General features: G+C 42.3%; 18 protein-coding genes. 15 read left to right on the top strand and 3 right to left on the bottom strand.

Annotation, left to right across the window (positions count from 1 at the left end):
* Positions 1-123: 123 nt before the first annotated feature.
* On the bottom strand, positions 124-513 hold the full coding sequence (locus N473_RS12000; RefSeq protein WP_063368122.1) for a c-type cytochrome: 390 nt from the start codon (positions 511-513) through the stop codon (positions 124-126).
* Between the two features lie 206 nt (positions 514-719).
* Positions 720-1,373 carry an isoprenoid biosynthesis glyoxalase ElbB gene (elbB, locus tag N473_RS11995; protein ID WP_063368121.1) on the bottom strand — a complete coding sequence of 218 codons (654 nt, stop codon included), beginning with the start codon at positions 1,371-1,373 and terminating at the stop codon, positions 720-722.
* A 420-nt stretch (positions 1,374-1,793) separates the two neighbouring features.
* Between elbB and polA the strand changes: the two genes are divergently transcribed.
* The 3 genes from polA (at position 1,794) to N473_RS11980 (ending at position 6,114) form a co-directional block, all read left to right on the top strand.
* On the top strand, positions 1,794-4,544 hold the full coding sequence (polA, locus tag N473_RS11990; protein ID WP_063368120.1) for a DNA polymerase I: 2,751 nt from the start codon (positions 1,794-1,796) through the stop codon (positions 4,542-4,544).
* 474 nt (positions 4,545-5,018) lie between these two features.
* Positions 5,019-5,585 carry a YceI family protein gene (locus N473_RS11985; RefSeq protein ID WP_063368119.1) on the top strand — a complete coding sequence of 189 codons (567 nt, stop codon included), beginning with the start codon at positions 5,019-5,021 and terminating at the stop codon, positions 5,583-5,585.
* Entirely contained in the window at positions 5,575-6,114 is a 540-nt protein-coding gene (locus N473_RS11980; protein ID WP_063368118.1) for a DUF1285 domain-containing protein, read from the top strand. The genes N473_RS11985 and N473_RS11980 overlap by 11 nt, the downstream gene beginning before the upstream one ends.
* Here the strand turns inward: N473_RS11980 and yihA are convergent.
* Positions 6,111-6,755 carry a ribosome biogenesis GTP-binding protein YihA/YsxC gene (gene yihA / locus N473_RS11975; protein ID WP_063368117.1) on the bottom strand — a complete coding sequence of 215 codons (645 nt, stop codon included), beginning with the start codon at positions 6,753-6,755 and terminating at the stop codon, positions 6,111-6,113. The genes N473_RS11980 and yihA overlap by 4 nt on opposite strands.
* A gap of 352 nt (positions 6,756-7,107) precedes the next feature.
* On the opposite strand from yihA, the gene N473_RS11970 reads away from it, so the two are divergent.
* The 12 genes from N473_RS11970 (at position 7,108) to speD (ending at position 18,467) form a co-directional block, all read left to right on the top strand.
* On the top strand, positions 7,108-7,740 hold the full coding sequence (locus N473_RS11970) for a c-type cytochrome (RefSeq protein WP_063368116.1): 633 nt from the start codon (positions 7,108-7,110) through the stop codon (positions 7,738-7,740).
* A 636-nt stretch (positions 7,741-8,376) separates the two neighbouring features.
* Positions 8,377-9,027: a class I SAM-dependent methyltransferase gene (locus N473_RS11965; protein WP_063368115.1), complete on the top strand. Its 651-nt coding sequence runs from the start codon at positions 8,377-8,379 to the stop codon at positions 9,025-9,027.
* A 26-nt stretch (positions 9,028-9,053) separates the two neighbouring features.
* On the top strand, positions 9,054-9,632 hold the full coding sequence (gene yihI, locus N473_RS11960) for a Der GTPase-activating protein YihI (RefSeq protein WP_063368114.1): 579 nt from the start codon (positions 9,054-9,056) through the stop codon (positions 9,630-9,632).
* On the top strand, positions 9,629-10,144 hold the full coding sequence (locus tag N473_RS11955) for a DUF2489 domain-containing protein (RefSeq protein WP_063368113.1): 516 nt from the start codon (positions 9,629-9,631) through the stop codon (positions 10,142-10,144). Before yihI ends, N473_RS11955 begins: the two co-directional genes overlap by 4 nt.
* A gap of 473 nt (positions 10,145-10,617) precedes the next feature.
* Positions 10,618-11,199, top strand: coding sequence for an anthranilate synthase component II (locus tag N473_RS11950; protein ID WP_063368112.1), 582 nt, complete (start codon positions 10,618-10,620; stop codon positions 11,197-11,199).
* Positions 11,200-11,244: 45 nt separating this feature from the next.
* Positions 11,245-12,420 (top strand): HDOD domain-containing protein, encoded by a 1,176-nt coding sequence (locus N473_RS11945; protein ID WP_063368111.1) that lies wholly within the window; start codon positions 11,245-11,247, stop codon positions 12,418-12,420.
* Positions 12,421-12,743: 323 nt separating this feature from the next.
* The gene (locus N473_RS11940) at positions 12,744-13,955 is read left to right on the top strand and encodes an aspartate aminotransferase family protein (protein WP_063368110.1); all 1,212 of its coding nucleotides are present in this window, start codon (positions 12,744-12,746) and stop codon (positions 13,953-13,955) included.
* Between the two features lie 85 nt (positions 13,956-14,040).
* Entirely contained in the window at positions 14,041-15,069 is a 1,029-nt protein-coding gene (gene astA / locus N473_RS11935) for an arginine N-succinyltransferase (RefSeq protein ID WP_063368109.1), read from the top strand.
* Positions 15,070-15,082: 13 nt separating this feature from the next.
* On the top strand, positions 15,083-16,555 hold the full coding sequence (gene astD / locus N473_RS11930; protein WP_063368108.1) for a succinylglutamate-semialdehyde dehydrogenase: 1,473 nt from the start codon (positions 15,083-15,085) through the stop codon (positions 16,553-16,555).
* 195 nt (positions 16,556-16,750) lie between these two features.
* Positions 16,751-17,089, top strand: coding sequence for a DUF3802 family protein (locus N473_RS11925; protein WP_187301397.1), 339 nt, complete (start codon positions 16,751-16,753; stop codon positions 17,087-17,089).
* Positions 17,090-17,157: 68 nt separating this feature from the next.
* Positions 17,158-17,571 carry an OsmC family protein gene (locus N473_RS11920; RefSeq protein WP_063368107.1) on the top strand — a complete coding sequence of 138 codons (414 nt, stop codon included), beginning with the start codon at positions 17,158-17,160 and terminating at the stop codon, positions 17,569-17,571.
* Between the two features lie 86 nt (positions 17,572-17,657).
* Positions 17,658-18,467, top strand: a complete 810-nt coding sequence (speD, locus tag N473_RS11915) for an adenosylmethionine decarboxylase (protein ID WP_039607607.1) — start codon at positions 17,658-17,660, stop codon at positions 18,465-18,467.
* Positions 18,468-18,475: the final 8 nt, after the last annotated feature.

Below are 18,475 nucleotides of genomic sequence, written 5' to 3'. Positions count from 1 at the left end.
ACTTTATATTTTCACTTTTGACTTTAGGGGTCAAGTGTAAAATGTTAATTCAATTCTATGATAAACATTTTGCCTTAATAGAGACAAATAAGCGAGTATTTGTCTCTGTTTTTTATACGACTTTTATTTGAGCATAAAGTCGATAGCGGCTTGTATTTCATCGTCACTACAGTCCATACACGTGCCCTTTGGTGGCATCGCATTGAATCCATTTATAGCGTGATCAAGTAATACGTCAGCGCCTTTACTTAGACGGGTCGCCCATTCATCTGCTGTTTTAGGCGCGCCAAGTGCCCCTGTACCGTGACAAGCAAAACAAGATGCTTGATATACTTGCTCACCAGAGCGAGGGCCTGCTGGGGCTGCGGCAGCCGTATCTTCTGCACCAGCTAAGTAGACTGAACCTATTGGGGCTAAACGCTTTTTGATGGCTTCTTCGGTTAGAGAATTATCATACGGCTGGGCGACGGTGGCCGTGGATAGCATTAAGAGTGCTGCTGACAGTTTCTTCATTTACCTTGCTCACTTCAAATTTAATGTCTTCGATCACGAAGCACGACGGATGACGGTTCCTAATTGAGTATAACGTCACCACCTAATTAGTTAAAATTTAAACTTGATCTTAAGCGTATAAAAAACAAATTTTATTGCGTTAGGGCAAAGATTTGGTCTTTTGTGCTTAAAACCAAGCAAATTTTTTGGAGCAGATGACTGACGTGTTAAGCGATCAGTTGAGCGAGACGTGCAATCGCTTTTTCGATACCCGCAGAAGCTTCACTGATGTTGCTTGCTAACATATAAGCGGGCGTACTGATAACTTTTTGTTGCTCGTCTACAACGATATCCGTAACGGCGCAGTCTATGTGTGTGGCACCGAGTGCATTCACCGCTGCGGCGGTATCAGCATCATTACCTATCGTGGCTTTGGTACCTGTTTGGTGAATATGGCCTATGAGTGCGGGTGCAATGCATAAGTAAGTAATTGGTTTGTTCTGTGCATTAAATTGCTGGCATACAGACTTGAGCGAGTCGAGTACTTGAGATTCAGCGCCTTTAAAAGCAAAATCCGACAAGTTTTTAGCGACGCCAAAGCCTCCAGGGATCACTAATGCAGCAAACTCATCGACATTGAGCTGCGCTAGATCGGTGATATCACCTCGCGCAATGCGTGCAGCCTCGGTCAATACATTGCGAGACTCAGCTTGCTCTTCACCTGTGATGTGATTGATGACATGGTGCTGGTCAATGTTTGGTGCAAAACAACGATAGGCGATGTTTTGTTGCTCTAGATGCAGCATAGTTAAAACTGATTCATGGATCTCTGCACCGTCAAATACCCCACAACCACTAAAAATGATTGCTACTTGTTTCATTTTTTATCTCCTAAGGCTTATTGTGCCTGCTATATTCAATGTAAGAATGCCAACTGTGAAAAAAAATATAAAGGATCTGCTTTGATCTTTGATCAATTATGTTAGTATACGCCTCCGCTCAAAATAACGGGTCGTTTTATCACCAGTTTTCTAGGGTGAAAAATACATGAGTTATGATATTTCCACAAATTGATATTGTGGCGTTCAATATTTTTCTTTTGTATTTTATTTTATTTATCAGTTGTTTATATGTATTAGGCCACTAGCTTTATTTTATTGCTGGTGCTTTTCTTGTGTTTATCTACAAAGTTATCCACAGTTTTTCCTTGTTAAGTTTCATTGCACTCCTCTCGTTTTATGCTATGCCTTGTGGCATCCTTAGCAAGTTATTAAATTTCATTTATTAGGATCCAAAATATTATGCCTCAGATCCCAGAAAACCCATTAATTTTAGTGGATGGTTCTTCCTATTTATTCCGTGCTTATCATGCGCCACCCCACTTGACGAATTCTCAGGGTGAAGCCACTGGTGCAATCTACGGCGTGATCAATATGCTTAAAAGTTTGCTCAAACAATTTGATCCTAGCCACATGGTGGTTGTGTTTGATGCAAAAGGGCCGACGTTTAGAAATGACATGTATTCTGAGTACAAGGCAAATAGACCGCCTATGCCGGATGATTTGCGTACGCAAATTGAGCCAATTCATGAGATCATAAAAGCAATGGGTCTGCCACTGGTGAGCATCGCAGGGGTAGAAGCGGATGATGTGATTGGCACATTCTCGCGTATAGCGTCAGAACAACAGCGTCATGTTTTGATCAGTACAGGTGATAAAGACATGGCTCAGTTAGTCAATGAGCATGTGACTTTGATCAACACGATGACAGATACGGTTTTAGATCCTGCAGGGGTGGTCGATAAGTTTGGTATTGGTCCTGAGCTAATCATTGATTTCCTTGCCTTGATGGGTGACAAAGTCGATAACATTCCAGGTGTACCGGGCGTTGGTGAAAAAACGGCGTTGGCAATGTTACAGGGCTTAGGCTCAATTACAACGCTGTACGACAACCTTGATGAAATTGCACCACTCGGTTTTCGTGGCTCAAAAAGTATGGCGAAAAAGCTAGAGGAGCATAAAGCTCAGCTTGAGTTGTCGTATGAGCTGGCGACCATCAAACTAGATTGTGAAGTTGAGGAAGATCTGGACACCTTTAAGATCCAGCCAATGGATAAAGATCGATTGGTTGAATTATATGGCCAGTGTGAGTTCAAGCGTTGGCTTGCGGAGTTATTAGATGGCAAAGCAAACAAAGATAGCTCAGCATCAGCTGCTGTGGAAGCACCAGAACCAGTGGTTAAAGGCAATTACGAAACGATTCTGACGACCGAACAGCTGGATATTTGGGTTCAAAAGCTTAAAAGTGCAGAGGTGTTCGCTTTTGATACGGAAACGACCAGCCTAGATTATATGCAAGCGGATTTGGTGGGGATGAGCTTTGCTGTGGAAGCGGGTGAAGCGGCATATTTGCCTCTGACGCACGACTATATGGGCGCGCCACAGCAGCTAGATAAAGCCTTAGTATTTGAGCTGTTACAGCCGATCCTAGAAGATCACAGCATTAAAAAAGTGGGACAAAACTTAAAATACGACAAGAGCGTGTTGGCGCGCGCTGGTATCTCATTAAATGGCATTGAGTTTGATACTATGCTTGAGTCATATGTATTTAACAGTGTTGGTACCCGTCATGACATGGATTCATTGGCACTCAAGTACCTAGGTCATAAAAATATCAGCTTTGAAGACATTGCAGGCAAAGGTAAAAAGCAGCTGACATTCAATCAAATAGAGTTAGATAAAGCAGCGCCATATGCCGCTGAAGATGCTGACATTACTTTGCGCCTACATCAGCATTTATGGCCTTTATTAGAGCAAGAAAGCAGTTTAATCAGTGTGTTTAAAGAGATTGAGTTGCCATTGATCACTGTACTCTCTGATATGGAGCGCACCGGTGTTCAAATTGATAGTACGATGTTGGGTGAGCAAAGCTTAGAAATCGAAAAGCGCTTGGCTGAGCTTGAGCAAGAAGCGTATGCGCTTGCTGAAGAAGAGTTTAATTTAAGCTCTACTAAACAATTACAGGCAATTCTATTTGAAAAACAAGGGTTGCCAGTGTTAAAGAAAACGCCAAAAGGTGCCCCTTCAACTGCTGAAGAAGTGTTACAGGAGCTTGCGCACGATTATCCATTGCCAAAGCTAATCATCGAGCATCGAGGTTTGGCCAAGTTAAAGTCAACGTATACAGACAAGTTACCTAAATTGGTGAATGCGGATACGCAACGTGTGCATACTTCGTACCATCAAGCGGTGACAGCGACTGGGCGCTTGAGTTCTAGTGATCCAAATTTACAAAATATTCCAATTCGTAATGAGGCAGGACGTCGGATCCGTCAGGCTTTTGTTGCGGATGAAGGGCATGTCATTTTAGCAGCTGATTACAGTCAAATTGAGCTGCGTATTATGGCGCATTTGTCTCAAGATAAGGGCCTATTAAGTGCATTTGCTGAGGGCAAAGATGTACACAGTGCGACGGCTTCAGAGGTGTTCTCTGTGCCGCTTGAGGAAGTTACGTCAGATATGCGTCGCAAAGCCAAGGCGGTTAACTTTGGTCTGATTTATGGTATGAGTGCATTTGGTCTTGCTCGTCAGCTAGATATCCCCCGTAATGAAGCGCAACATTATATGGATAAATACTTTGAGCGCTTCCCTGGTGTATTAGAGTATATGGAAAGTACGCGTGAGAAGGCCGCTGAGCAAGGCTATGTTGAGACCTTGTTTGGTCGCCGTCTTTATTTGCCTGATATCAAAGCACGTAATGGCGCACGTCGCAAAGCGGCTGAGCGTGCTGCAATTAATGCGCCGATGCAAGGCACCGCTGCAGACATTATTAAAAAAGCTATGATCAAAGTGCACCAATGGTTGCAAGCGCATAGCCAAGATGAAATTAAGCTGCTTATGCAGGTGCACGATGAATTGGTATTTGAAATCAAAGCTGACAAAGTCGTTGAATTTAGTGAACACATTTGTCAATTAATGAGTGAAGCGGCGAAGCTTGATGTACCGCTTGTGGTTGAAGCTGATCACGGTGAAAACTGGGAACAAGCACATTAATTAGTCAAAGAGCTTAAGTTTGAATTTGTGGGCATGGCGGCGCTATGCCCTTTTTGTTTTTATTGTCTATTTGTCCTCTACGTCCCGAATTTACTGGCTTGGTGTAAAGTTAAAGTAAAAATTATCACTTCTTTGTTTATTAATTATCAAATTGGCTCGTTATTTGCTTTGTGCTGTTTATTTCTAGATGGCTATTTGCTAAAGTTCGCGCCGTCCTCATCCTGTAGGACATCCTGTTGATGATGTATCTCTCGAAAGAGGATACTGTGTATTGATAGCTTCTCCCCAGATTGCTATAACGGCTCGTAAAAGGTTTATACGAGCCGATTTTTCATTTCTGATTACCCTGAACGATATGCTTACATAACCCTGTTCAAGGCGTGCATTATAATTTTTCAATCGACTCATGGCTGGCCTAACTCTCTCCATATTTATTTGTTAAGATGTGAAAAAATTTATAAATAGGAATGTGTCATGCTTAAGCCTTTTTTAGTGGGTAGCTTGTGTTTTATGTCTCAGGCTGTGTCTGCTTGGCAGCTGGATAATGAGTTGAGTGATCTCAGTTTCACCTCAATTAAGTTGAATAGTATTGCTGAAAATCATCACTTCACATCTCTATCAGGCGCGATAAATGATGCAGGTCAAGTGAGCATTGATATCGATTTAAGCAGTATTGAATCTTTGATCCCAATTAGAAATGAACGTATGAAGAAGGTGTTGTTTGAAGTGTCACAATATCAAACTGCCAGTATTGTTGCGGACATCAAGCCTTGGTTATCCCAGCTTGCATCGGGCCCACAAGTACTCAAAGCGGTACCTGTGACGCTTAATTTACATGGGAAAAGTTTGGTTTTGAAACTTGATTTGATGGTCAATAAGCAAGATAAGATATTGCAGGTTTCACCTCTGCGCGCCGTGTTAATTAACAGCCATGACTTTGCAATGACGGATGGTATCGAAGCGCTGCGTAAACTGGCTGGGTTGAACAGCATTGCGCATACGGTCCCTGTGACATTTAATTTGGTCTTCCATGACAAATAAACTAGACAAGCTGATAGCGCACTATGTGTCAGCGCATTCTCCCACTGAGCATTGGCATGCCACTGAGTGCGGTGTAGGCACATTTTTAATTGATAGTGCAGGTCGTTGGTTTCATCAAGGCGATGAGATAAAACGTCCTGCGCTGGTGCGTTTGTTTGCCAGTGTCTTAAGTTTTGAGCAGGGTAAATATGTTTTAAAAACCCCTTCTGAAACTTGCGCGGTTACGGTGGAGGAAAGCCCTTTTGTGATTGTCGCTTGGCATGTGTCTGAGGTCGCTGGGCAATATGGTTTCGAACCGACAATTATTTGTGAAGATAATTTGGGTAGGCTGTGGCCTATTTGCCAAGTGTTTCCCTTGCATATGGCGTCATATAAAGGACAAACTATCCCGCATTTGCAGCTTAATTATGGATTGAGCGCCCGCGTGGAACGGACTGTTTACTATCAATGGGCGGAAATCGCGAAGTACAATGAGCGACAAGGGTCAATGACATTATACTCCGCAGGACAGGGGTACGAATTGACTTAGTCGTTCGGTGCCTCTTCGTCTATTTCCTCTTTCACATAGGGTCCCAAGAACCAGTCATCTAATTTCCAAGCAAGCTCTTTTAAACCCAGCCCCTTTAATGATGAAAATGCATGTACCGTAATATCGCCGTCTAGCTCGGAGAGGGCTTTGCGTACTTGCAGTACTTCAGCATTGCGTTTGCCTTGTTTTAATTTGTCCGCTTTAGTGAGTAGCGCGAGAACAGGAATATTACTGCCTACAGCCCAATTAATGAGATCCATATCTAAGTCTTTCATAGGGTGACGGATATCCATTAACACCACAATGCCTTTTAGGCTTTGACGTTTTTGTAAATACTCGCCCAGTGATTTCTGCCATTTCTTCTTCATTTCAATGGGTACTTTGGCGAAACCGTAACCTGGTAAGTCGATCAGCCTTTTGTCTTCGTCTAGCGCAAAGGTATTGATCAGCTGTGTACGCCCTGGTGTTTTACTCGTACGTGCAAGCTTTTGGTCAGTTAAGGTATTTAATGCACTAGATTTGCCTGCATTAGAGCGCCCTGCAAATGCGACCTCTATGCCACTGTCTGCGGGAAGGCGGGAAATATCTGGTGCGCTGGTAATAAAGGTAGCGCGATTATATGGCATGCGAGATTTTAACACTCTAACTCCTAGGCGGATTATTGATTCTTAAATTCATACGTATTTTATTACATCTGCCACACAATGCAAAAGGAGAGAAAGTCTACAATTTTAAGCAGCGTCAAGAGAATTTCTGGACTAAGTTTAATCTATGTCAATTACCGATAATTTAGCAGTTTTATAATAGGGGCAAAGCATGGCGGTGCTGTTTTTATTGTGTAGTATTTAAAAATAGCAAAATAGTGCGAAATAACATTGAGCGTCACTTAATACACATTAAGTCAATGTGCATAGATGAGTATCTGCCCAGCATTGTGAAGTTTAGCGTATTTCACTGGGTTGATAGTTACAGGGTCGGAACAGAGAATTTACCATGAAAAAAATAGCATTATCTTTAACTATGCTGCTGAGTACGTTGTCATTCAACAGCGCAATAGCATTCGATGGGGACGCCGAGGCAGGTAAGGCGAAGGCGGCAACATGTGCAGCTTGTCATGGACCGAATGGCAACGCCCCGATAACTATGTATCCGAAAATAGCTGGTCAGCACGCTGATTATATTTACAAGCAGCTCAAAGAATTCAAACTAGGTATGACTTCAGGTGGCGCTAAAGGCCGCATGGATCCAGTTATGAGTGGTATGGCAATGCCGCTGTCTGACCAAGATATGAAAGATTTATCAGCTTATTTTGCAAAGATGCCAATGAGTGCAGGTACCACGCCTGAGAGTGCGGTGGTACAAGGGCAGCAGCTATATCGTGCAGGTGACGCTGAGCGTGGTATACCATCTTGCATGGCTTGTCATGGTCCAAGAGGCAATGGTACTTCTTTGGCTAAATTTCCTAAAATATCTTTTCAACATCCTGAGTACATCAAAGCCCAACTTGAGAAGTTTAGAGATGGCAGCCGCAACAATGATGCCAATGGTATGATGCGTGATATTTCAGCAAAATTAACCGATAAAGATATTGAAATTTTGTCTAAATATCTCGGTGGTTTGCATTAAAGTCGTATTTATTTTTGTGCTATAGAGCATCGACTTTTGACAGTGAAAAAGGCAACAGGATCGTTGCCTTTTTTTGATCTGTTGAATGTGAGATATATCTTACTTTAACTGTAGGATAATGTCGTTCCTAATTTGTAGGACTTAACGCAAATTGAATTTGTGTTTTTTTGTAAGTGTATGTATTTAATTTGTTTTTATTTTAAACTCTGTTGCAGAGGTAATAATTTTGTTATGGATTAGTTGTAACTGTTTAAAATAAGCGTAGATTAATCCCTGTCGTCAAGACAATACAAAAACAGGGACAATTCGAGACGGAAGCGTAGACGACATGATTGAGTATTCGGTTGAATACATATAAACAAGGATGAGTACAAAAGCGTTAGGAAGACCGAAAATAAAAAAGGCAATGGAAGTTTGATAACAAAAACAATATGGAAAGTGTCACGGAAGTAACAATAAAAACAAAATGGATGATAAATAATAAAAAAAATAATGACTAAAAGTCGAAGGGAGAAGTGTCCAGATTGAGACGCTCAGATTAGCAGGCGGTAGAGAGAAATCTCTGCCGTCTTTTTATTTGTACACTTTTTAATTGCTGGTACAATACTCTTTTTAAGTACGTTTGGTTCATCACCTTTGCAAAATCCACAAGCGCTTCACTGTGGCCTCTGTGACTCAGAGTCGCTCGAACATTATCACCGAGACAAATTTCGCGATTACTGGCAGTGTCAGAGCTGTAAATTAGTCAGTGTAGCGCCATGCGACAGGCTGTCACCACAAGCAGAAAAAGCGATTTATGACAGTCATGAAAATGACCTTAATGATAGTGGATATCGGCGCTTTTTATCACGTGTATTTGACCCTGTTAATTCGCGTTTGCCTAGTAATCGACAAGGACTTGATTTTGGCTGTGGACCCGGTCCACTGTTAGCTAAAATGTTTGAGGAAAAGGGCCATTCAGTTGCACTGTATGACTTATACTATGCAAATGATAGTGCGGTGCTGGATAAGCAGTATGATTTCATTACATGTACAGAAGTGATAGAGCATATTGGACAGCCTAAAGTGGTGTTTGAGCAATTGATTAGCATGCTAAAACCACAAGCGCCACTTGCGCTGATGACCAAACTTGTAATTGATCCGGAACGTTTTGCATCTTGGCATTATAAGAATGACCAAACCCACATTTCATTTTTTAGTCGCGAAACGTTTGAATATGTAGCAGAGCAATTTGGCACCAAGCTAGAGTTTATTGGAAATGATGTGATCATCTTGAGTAAACATTAGTCGGTTAGAGTAAATGGTAGAGAAGCATGACTAGAAAGAAAAAATCACGCAAGTTAGGTGAAAATGGTACACCGAGATTAAGTAAGGAAAAGCTTCGTGAATTGCGCGCAATGAAAGAGCAGCGCACGAAAAAGAATAAAGGAAATAAAGCGGGTACTCGTAATGCCCAAGAAGCAAAAGTTGAAGTGACATCTCAATCTGGGATGCAAAAAGATCCGCGCGCGGGTAGTAAGAAAAAAATTGCGTTGACACCTGAAGTGCAAACCCCGAAAGCTGAGCCGCAGATGAAGCGTCATTTAACACCACAAGCAGTGTTAACCAAGGCTAATGAACCAGAATTAACGCTGGAACAAGAGCTTCAGCAGCTAGAAAATGATGAGCGTTTAATGAAGCTATTGGAGCGACATGAACGCGGTGAGCTACTGACAGGTAAAGATGCTAAATTCTTTAACCGTGCGATTGCTCGTCACCAAGAGCTATGTGAAATTCTGGGCATCGATGATGAGTTCGAAGAAGAAGATATGATAGACGCTGATCCGTTGGCCGATATTGTCAGTAACGATTTAGCGGACGAATGGTTAAATGATGACGAGGATGAGCGATGAGCATGATTTGGGTGATCGCATTAGTCGTTGGCGCACTAATTGTCGCAGGGCTGGCTTTTTATGCTGGTAAATTACTGTGGCAGTTAAAAGTTCAAAAAGACACGATTGCTAAATTAAAAGAAGAGCAGGCGAAAAAACTGGAGCAATCCAGGCAAGAGCGCAATGGAAAGCTTGCAGATAGCATTAACTTAATTGCAAAAGCAATGAAGCAAAAGCAATGTGAGTACTCTGAAGGGTGTTTGCGTGTTTGGGTGTTGATATCTCAGTACAGCTTTGACTCTGAAGTGGCATTAGAGCAAATCTACCCTGGGGTGTTTGAGATGTACGATGAAGTTAAAGAGATGCCAACGCATGACGCTCGTAAAAAATATTCAAAAAAGGAAATATTTAAAATGGATACCCAACGTTGGCGTGCTGAAGAGCGACTTGAAGCGCAAATATTGAAAGATTGCGACAAACTTTTGGAAGAGTTTAAAGCCTTGCCAGGCAGTGAGAATGTTGTCTTTCAATAAGGACTAATGACAATCGCTGGGCCTAGCGGGCCCAGCTTGATTTGTGTTTATGCTGTTTTACAGGTGTTTTTTTGGTCGAATGAAAATTCAGATCAGGTACTTGGAAGGCTGCACCGCCAGCGATGTATACTGGCTGCTATGTACTGATGGCCTGTTCAGTAGATAGCTTATTGATGCGTTTCTTTTTGACTGTGAGCTTCATTTTTTACTCCTTTATTGTGTGAATGCACTTTCATACTATTCTCATTCTTCCCTGTTGTTTAGTTACTTATAAAGTCGTATCTGTTTGTATTTTTGTGCTTGTAAATTTGCAGTGTAAGAGGTTTTGCCAGTGAATTTATAAATTGTGTTATCATGCTCGGCCAAAAGCCGCGCTTGAGTGAACGTTACTGTCGTGATGGTAGCGCAGTAGTACTTTGACTTTAATGTAGTAAAAGAATGGTGAGTCTTAAAAGTTTAGAGGTAAAGACGGAATGTTATTAATGATTGACAACTATGATTCGTTCACGTTTAACCTCGTCCAGTATTTTCAAAAGTTAGATCAAGAAGTTTTGGTCAAGCGAAATGATGATCTTTCTATCTCTCAGATTAAGCAGCTCAACCCTGCGCATATTGTGATCTCCCCAGGCCCGTGTAGCCCGAATGAAGCGGGTATTTCTTTGCAAGTTGTACAACAGTTACAAGGCCAGTTTCCCATTCTGGGTGTTTGTCTGGGCCATCAAACCATTGCACAAGCAATGGGTGCCCGAGTAGGCAAAGCAAAGTCAGTAATGCATGGTAAAGTGTCACGTATTTTTCATGCGAATAAAGGCGCGTTTTCAGGGTTGCCAAGCACGTTTAATGTATGCAGGTACCATTCACTGGCTGTGGATGCTGAGAGTTTACCTGATAAGCTTGAAGTGACCGCCTGGACGCAAACTGAAACCGGTGCGCTAGATGAAATTATGGGCATATGTCATACTGATCTAGCACTGGAAGGGGTGCAGTTTCATCCTGAGGCGATCTTAACTGAGCATGGTCTAGAACTACTTGATAACTTTATTGCTCGCTTCTAACCTTTAAAGAGCTTTCTTTCAATATACCAAAAAAGATGATAATTGATGACACAAGATATTAGGCAGTCGCACATTGCTCAAGCAATCGCTCAGCGTGCACATGACGTTCTAATTAGCCATAACTTTGCACAGCAGCAAATAGGTTATATCCATACTTTTGATATGAACTTTGGGGAGTCTATCCCACAGCGCACTATGCTCGAAGTGGAGCTGGCTGCGGCAGCTAAACGTCAAGAAAAAAGCACCAGTCATCACAAGTACATTGCAAAAGCGAGTAATCACTTACATCAAGTTATTGAAAGTGGAATTGAAACTCAGCTAAGTGATCTGGATTCCATTTATTCCGATGTGGTTGGCATTCAAGATGCGGTGCCAACGGTGTTGGATATTTTAGCTGTAAAGTCAGCGTCAGTGGGCCGTCTAGAACCTTTAGTTAATGACTTATCATGGCTTGGTCGTGATCTGGTTTCTTTAGTGAATTTACCTCAGTATCGTAAAGTGAATAGTAAAGGGACATCGGTCAAGGTGGATACTCCAGCGTTAGCATTGCGCTATCTTGGATTAGAAAACCTGCAGATGGTCATCCCAACATTTGCTGTACGGCATTGGATGCCACACTCAACAGAGCCATTTCCTTTACTAAAAAGAAAACTCAGAGATATCAGTATGGCCAGTGCGATAGCTGCCAAAGCATTAGCACCTTTATATGATGTTAAAGAGCAGCATGCATTTACTCTGGGGATGTTATTAGATTTAGGTAAAATCGCGTTGACCCGCTTATATTTGCGCACTTATGAGCGAGTTTGGCAGGGCAAAGTTAAAATTGCGCGAGATAAAAATCAGAAAGACTTACATACAGCATTATTAGAGCTGGGCCCCGATCCATTATTTTTACGAAATTTGTTAATTGAGCACGCGCCCGTTGTATCGCAGCGCTTAATAGAGCAAATGTCTTTTAAATACTTACCATTTAGCGCTGCTATGTCGGAGTTTGCGCAAAGTTATCTGCCGAACGTGAATAACAACCCAGCGGACTTACTCCCATTGACGCAAGTGTTGAAGAAAGCGTATGGCTATGCACAATATCAACTTCTTAAAGACAGTCATTTAATTGAACCGGATGAAGCGAAAGATTGGTTTGCTCATCTCAATTTGACTGAGCAGGAGCAAAAATTGTTGTCAAAAATGTCTCTGCAGAGCCTTCAGCTGACAATTTTGTAAAAAAACTGGAAATTTTTTCTCGCTTATTCATTCATTCGCCCCATTGCCAAGGATCGACTAAAATCCTTGTATGATGGGGACGTATCCAATCACGACGCTAATAGTTATTCACTGTTCTTGAAATAATATACTAAAGCCTTGAATATCAAGGGGTCCAGGAATGTTTTCTATGAGACATAAAGGTATTTTTTTGGAATAATGTGCGTATGAAATTTGCGCCGATTTGGGTAATTTCGGATCTTTTACAGTGTTGCTGAAGGTAATTCTTTGTAATTCCGAGCGCCCATATGTCAGTGCTGAACTCGCTAAAATGAGGATTTAAAATGACTATTAATCGTGAATTATTCGATCAAGTAATGGTACCTAACTATTCACCTTCTGCTGTTATCCCTGTAAAAGGTGAAGGCTCTCGCGTTTGGGACCAAGAAGGTCGTGAATACATCGATTTCGCAGGTGGTATCGCTGTAAACTGTTTGGGTCATTGTCACCCTGCGCTTGTTGCTGCATTAAAAGAGCAAGGCGAAAAAATCTGGCACTTATCAAATGTCATGACCAATGAACCAGCACTTAGATTGGCTAAAAAACTAGCTGATGCAACATTTGCAGATAAAGTTTACTTTGCAAATTCTGGTGCAGAAGCGAATGAAGCGGCACTTAAACTTGCTCGCCGTTGGGCACTAGATAAGTTTGGCGCTGAAAAATCTCAAATTATCGCATTTAACAAAGGTTTCCACGGCCGTACTTTCTTCACGGTTACTGTAGGTGGTCAAGCTGCATACTCTGATGGTTTTGGTCCAAAGCCAGGCGATGTTGTCCACTGTGACTATAATGACCTAGCGGCATTCGAAGCGCTTATCTCTGACAAGACTTGTGCTGTGATGATGGAACCTTTACAAGGTGAAGGTGGTATCGTTTCACCTGAGACTGAATTTGCTAAGGGCGTTCGTGAGCTGTGTGACAAGCACAATGCACTGCTTATTTTTGATGAAGTACAAACGGGTGTTGGTCGTACTGGTGAGCTATATGCATACCAAGGTTTAGGTGTGACACCTGACATCTTAACGACAGCAAAAGCGCTTGGTGGCGGTTTCCCTATCGGCGGCATGATCACGACAACTGAAATTGCACAGCACCTTAAAATTGGTACACATGGTTCAACATACGGTGGTAACCCACTGGCTTGTGCGGTTGCAGAAGCGGCATTCGATACAGTGAATACACCTGAAGTATTAAATGGCGTAAAAGAAAAAGAAGCGCTTTTCCGTGAGTTACTAACTGCAATCAATGACAAGTACAACGTATTCTCTGAAATTCGTGGTAAAGGCTTATTGATCGGTGGTGTTGTCACTGAGCAATACGCTGGTAAAGCAAAAGAGTTCTTAACTGAAGGTGTTAAAGAAGGCGTTATGTCACTGGTTGCTGGTGCTAACGTAGTGCGCTTTACACCATCGCTTGTTATTACTGATGCGGACATCCGCGAAGGTATGGCACGCTTTGAAAAAGCAGTTGCTCGCGTTGTAGAAAATAACGCATAAGTTGTCGCACAAACCAAGCGATAACCAACGTGACGCTCGATAGAGCGTCACCTGTCTAAAGGTTTACTGAGGAGTAAGCGGGCTCATGATGATCCTTCGCCCAATCCAAAAAAGCGATTATCCAGCGCTTTTGAACATTGCCCAAGAGTCGGGGCATGGTTTTACTTCATTACCTCTAAATGAAGAGTTGTTACAAAACAAAATTGCACGTTCTATGACGTCTTTTGCTAAAGAAACTGATGTACCTTTTGATGAAGGTTACCTGTTTGTGCTTGAAGACTCAGAGACGGGCGAAGTTGTCGGAACCAGTGCTATTGAAGCCGCAGTGGGGTTAGATGACGCGTTTTATCACTATCATTTAAGTAAAGTTATCCATTCTTCTCGTACTTTAAATGTTTATAAAGCAGTGGATATTCTGACGCTGTGTAATGACTATACCGGTGCGACAGAGCTATGTACTTTATTCTTAAAAGATAAGTACCGTAAAGGCTTCAATGGTAAGCTTTTATCTAAATCTCGTTTTATGTTCATTAATCAGCATAAAGCACGCTTTGCAGAAACAGTGATTGCAGAAATGCGTGGTGTTTCTGATGAACATGGCAGTAGTCCATTTTGGAAATGGTTAGAAGAACACTTTTTCTCAATGGATTTCCCAACAGCGGATTACCTCACAGGTATTGGCCAAAAGGTATTTATTGCTGAACTTATGCCAAAATACCCGATTTACGTCAATTTATTAAGCAAAGAAGCGCAGGCTGTAGTCGGTGAAGTACACGACAATACGCGTCCAGCGATTGAATTACTGAAAAGTGAAGGCTTCACGTTTAACGGGTATGTCGATATTTTTGATGCAGGCCCAACAGTAGAAGCCAAAGTCGATAATATTCGCACAATTCGTGCAACGCAGTTCTTTAAGGTGCGCCTTGCCGAAAATGTACCAGCACAGACAAATGGTTCCCCAGTGCTTATTGCTAATGATAAACTAGCAGGCTATCGTGCTACGGCAGTTGAGCTTGATGTGCCACAAAGTGGTGAAGAAATCACCATTTCGGCTGAATTGGCAAACGCACTTCAGGTCACTGAAGGCGACACTGTAAGCATCGCAACTCTTTAATCGGGAAAGAATTATGACAACACATGCAGCACAATTTATCAATGGTAAATGGTCAGCGGGTGAGGGTGCAGAGTTTGCATCTGTAAACCCAGCAAACAATGAACAGATTTGGTCTGCAAATGCAGCAACTGCGGAGCAGGTTGATAGCGCAGTAAAATCAGCACGCGAAGCGTATTACCTGTGGAGCGACCTGAGCTTTGAAGCACGTTTAGACGTAGTGAAACGCTTTGCTGAGGTTTTGAAAGAGCATAGCGAAGAGCTTGCAATCGCAATTGCCAAAGAAACAGGTAAGCCACTTTGGGAAACGCGTACTGAAGCAGGTGCAATGGTCGGTAAGATTGCCATTTCAGAAAAAGCATATAATGAGCGTACCGGTGTTGTAGAAAATGCAATGCCTGTAGGTCGTGCTGTTATTCGTCATAAAGCACATGGTGTTGTTGCGGTATTTGGCCCTTATAACTTCCCAGGTCACTTGCCTAATGGTCACATTGTGCCTGCGCTTATTGCTGGTAACACTGTGGTATTTAAGCCGTCTGAATTAACGCCATATGTTGCTGAGCTAACATTAAAGCTGTGGGAAAAAGCGGGTCTACCAGCTGGTGTTATTAACCTAGTACAAGGTGAAGTAGACACAGGTAAAGCACTTGCATCGCACAAAGGTATCGATGGTTTATTCTTCACCGGTTCATCTCGCACAGGTCACTTCCTGCATGAGCAATTTGCCGGTCAACCTGGCAAAATCTTAGCGCTTGAGATGGGTGGTAATAACCCATTAATCGTTAAAGATGTGACAGATACTAAAGCGGTTGTACACGATATTATCCAGTCTGCATTTATCTCAAGCGGTCAGCGCTGTACATGTGCACGTAAGCTATTTTTACCGCATGGTGAGCAGGGTGATGAAATTCTAGCCCAGCTTCTGCGTGCGACTAAAGCGATTAAGATTGGTCACTTTGACGATGCTGATCAGCCGTTCATGGGGTCTATGATTTCTGAAGCGGCGGCGGCTGGTATGGTTGCAGCACAGCAGCAACTTATCGACCTTGGCGCAGAGAGCTTACTTGAGCTGACACATACAGCGGGTACAGGTTTTGTCACACCGGGTATCATCGAATGTACAAAGGTTTCTGATTTCCCTGATGATGAGCACTTCGGTCCGCTACTGAAAGTATTCCGTTACACTGACTTTGACGCAGCTATTGAGCTTGCCAATGATACCAGCTTTGGTTTATCAGCAGGTCTATTAAGTGACAATGAAGCAGATTATGACCATTTCTTACGTCGTATTCGTGCGGGTATTGTTAACTGGAACCGTCCAATCACGGGGGCATCAAGTGCTGCACCATTTGGTGGTATTGGCGCATCTGGTAACCACAGAGCAAGTGCATATTATGCAGCAGATTACTGTGCATACCCAGTTGCTTCTGTTGAACTTGAAAAAGTTACACTACCAGGAAGCTTGAGTCCAGGCCTATCATTAGATTAAAATTACCTGCATTAGGTAATTCACAACATAGCTAAACGCAATGTTGTGATGCGGAGATTAAGTCTCACGCTTTATTCTTAAAAAGCAGCATTTGCTGCTTTTTTTATTTTTCTGGGCCGCTCAAAAGTAGCAATCAGATCGAGTTTCTGCTTAAATCAATAGGAGATGTCATTGGTAAACTCAGGTGGGCAATATATGGTTTTAGATAAACAAGGATATGATGAGTTAGTCATGTATCTGACACAAAATTTAGCCTTGTTTGAAAAGCCGGGTGTGGTAAAGCCAAATGCACCTAAGGTCGTTGAATTAATTGAAGACGTTATCGCTGAACACGTGATCCGTTTGTGTGAACAGCACACTGGCTTATCAACCGAACAGCGCGGCTTGATCGTACGTGAAGTTGATGGCATTGTGTACGACCTACAGGAAGTGTTATCTAGTGTTGTTGATCAACGTGTAACAGAAGAACAACAAGAGTTTATCGAAGAGTTTGCTGGTTTGGTTAAAAATTTATTTGATTCTGCCATTCAGTAAACTGGAATAGATTTATATTTTTAATAGCACCGCCTTATGGCGGTGTTATTGGTTTTAGAAGGTGTACTATGCAAGCAAGTGTAAAATGGGTTGGTGGCGATACGTTTTTAGGTCGTTCTCACTCTGGTCATAATGTGGTATTTGATGCAGGTGCTGACAGTGCAGCGCCTAGTCCGATGGAAATGGTATTAATGTCGGCGGGCAGTTGTGCATCTGTGGATGTTGTCAGCATTCTTAAGAAGGCAAAGCAATCTGTTGAGAGTGTGGAAGTCAAACTTTCTGCAGAGCGTGCAGAGTCTGCGCCTAGAGTATTCACCAAAATCAATCTACACTTTGTTGTTACGGGTGACAATGTGTCTGAAAAGCACCTTGCTCGCGCCGTTAATTTGTCTGCCGAAAAGTACTGCTCAGTTGCCTTAATGCTTGAAAAAGCAGTGGAAATTACGCATACCCACGAGGTTGTACAAAGCGAAGAAAAATAACGCTTTTTAAGCTGTTACTTTTCGTATAAAATCCGCGAACTTTTAGTTCTGCAGCGCAGATTTTCTTGTTTTAAGGTGGGTCTATCGTGAACAAGCCCTTTAATAAAATTAAACTCCATGGCTTTAACAACTTAACAAAGAGTTTAAGCTTTAGTATCTACGATATTTGCTACGCCAAAACTGAGCAACAGCGAAAAGAATATATCGAATATATCGACGAACAGTACAGCGCTGAGCGTTTAACGGATATTCTTAAGGAAGTTGTCGATATCATTGGTGCGAATGTCTTGAACATCGCGCGTCAAGATTACGACCCGCAAGGCGCAAGTGTAACTATCTTAGTTTCAGAAGAGCCTGTAGAGGGCACCATGCCACATTCACAGGAGACGCCTGGGCCTTTACCTGACTCTGTGGTAGCACATTTGGATAAAAGCCATATTTGTGTGCATACTTATCCTGAGGCGCACCCGCACGATGGGATCTGTACGTTTAGAGCGGACATTGAGGTGTCTACGTGTGGGATTATTTCTCCGCTTAAAGCGCTGAACTTCCTCATTCATTCACTGGAGTCGGACGTGGTCACGATTGACTATCGTGTGCGTGGCTTTACTCGTGATGTAAATGGTGTAAAACACTATATTGATCATCCAATTCACTCAATTCAGAACTTCATGACCGAAGATACGAAAGACGCTTACCAAATGGTGGACGTGAATGTGTATCAGGAAAACTTATTCCACACGAAGATGATGCTCAAAGAAACCGATTTAAATACGTATTTATTCGGTATCACTACGGATGAGCTGACTGACGAGGAAGAGGAAGAGATCCGCAACAAATTAAATCGTGAAATCCAAGAGGTATTTTACGGTCGCAATTTACCTGATCCAGAATAAGATAACAG

The organism is Pseudoalteromonas luteoviolacea CPMOR-1 (assembly GCF_001625685.1).
Classification (GTDB): Bacteria; Pseudomonadota; Gammaproteobacteria; order Enterobacterales; family Alteromonadaceae; genus Pseudoalteromonas; species Pseudoalteromonas luteoviolacea_K.
This window is presented reverse-complemented; position numbering and strand designations above follow the sequence as displayed.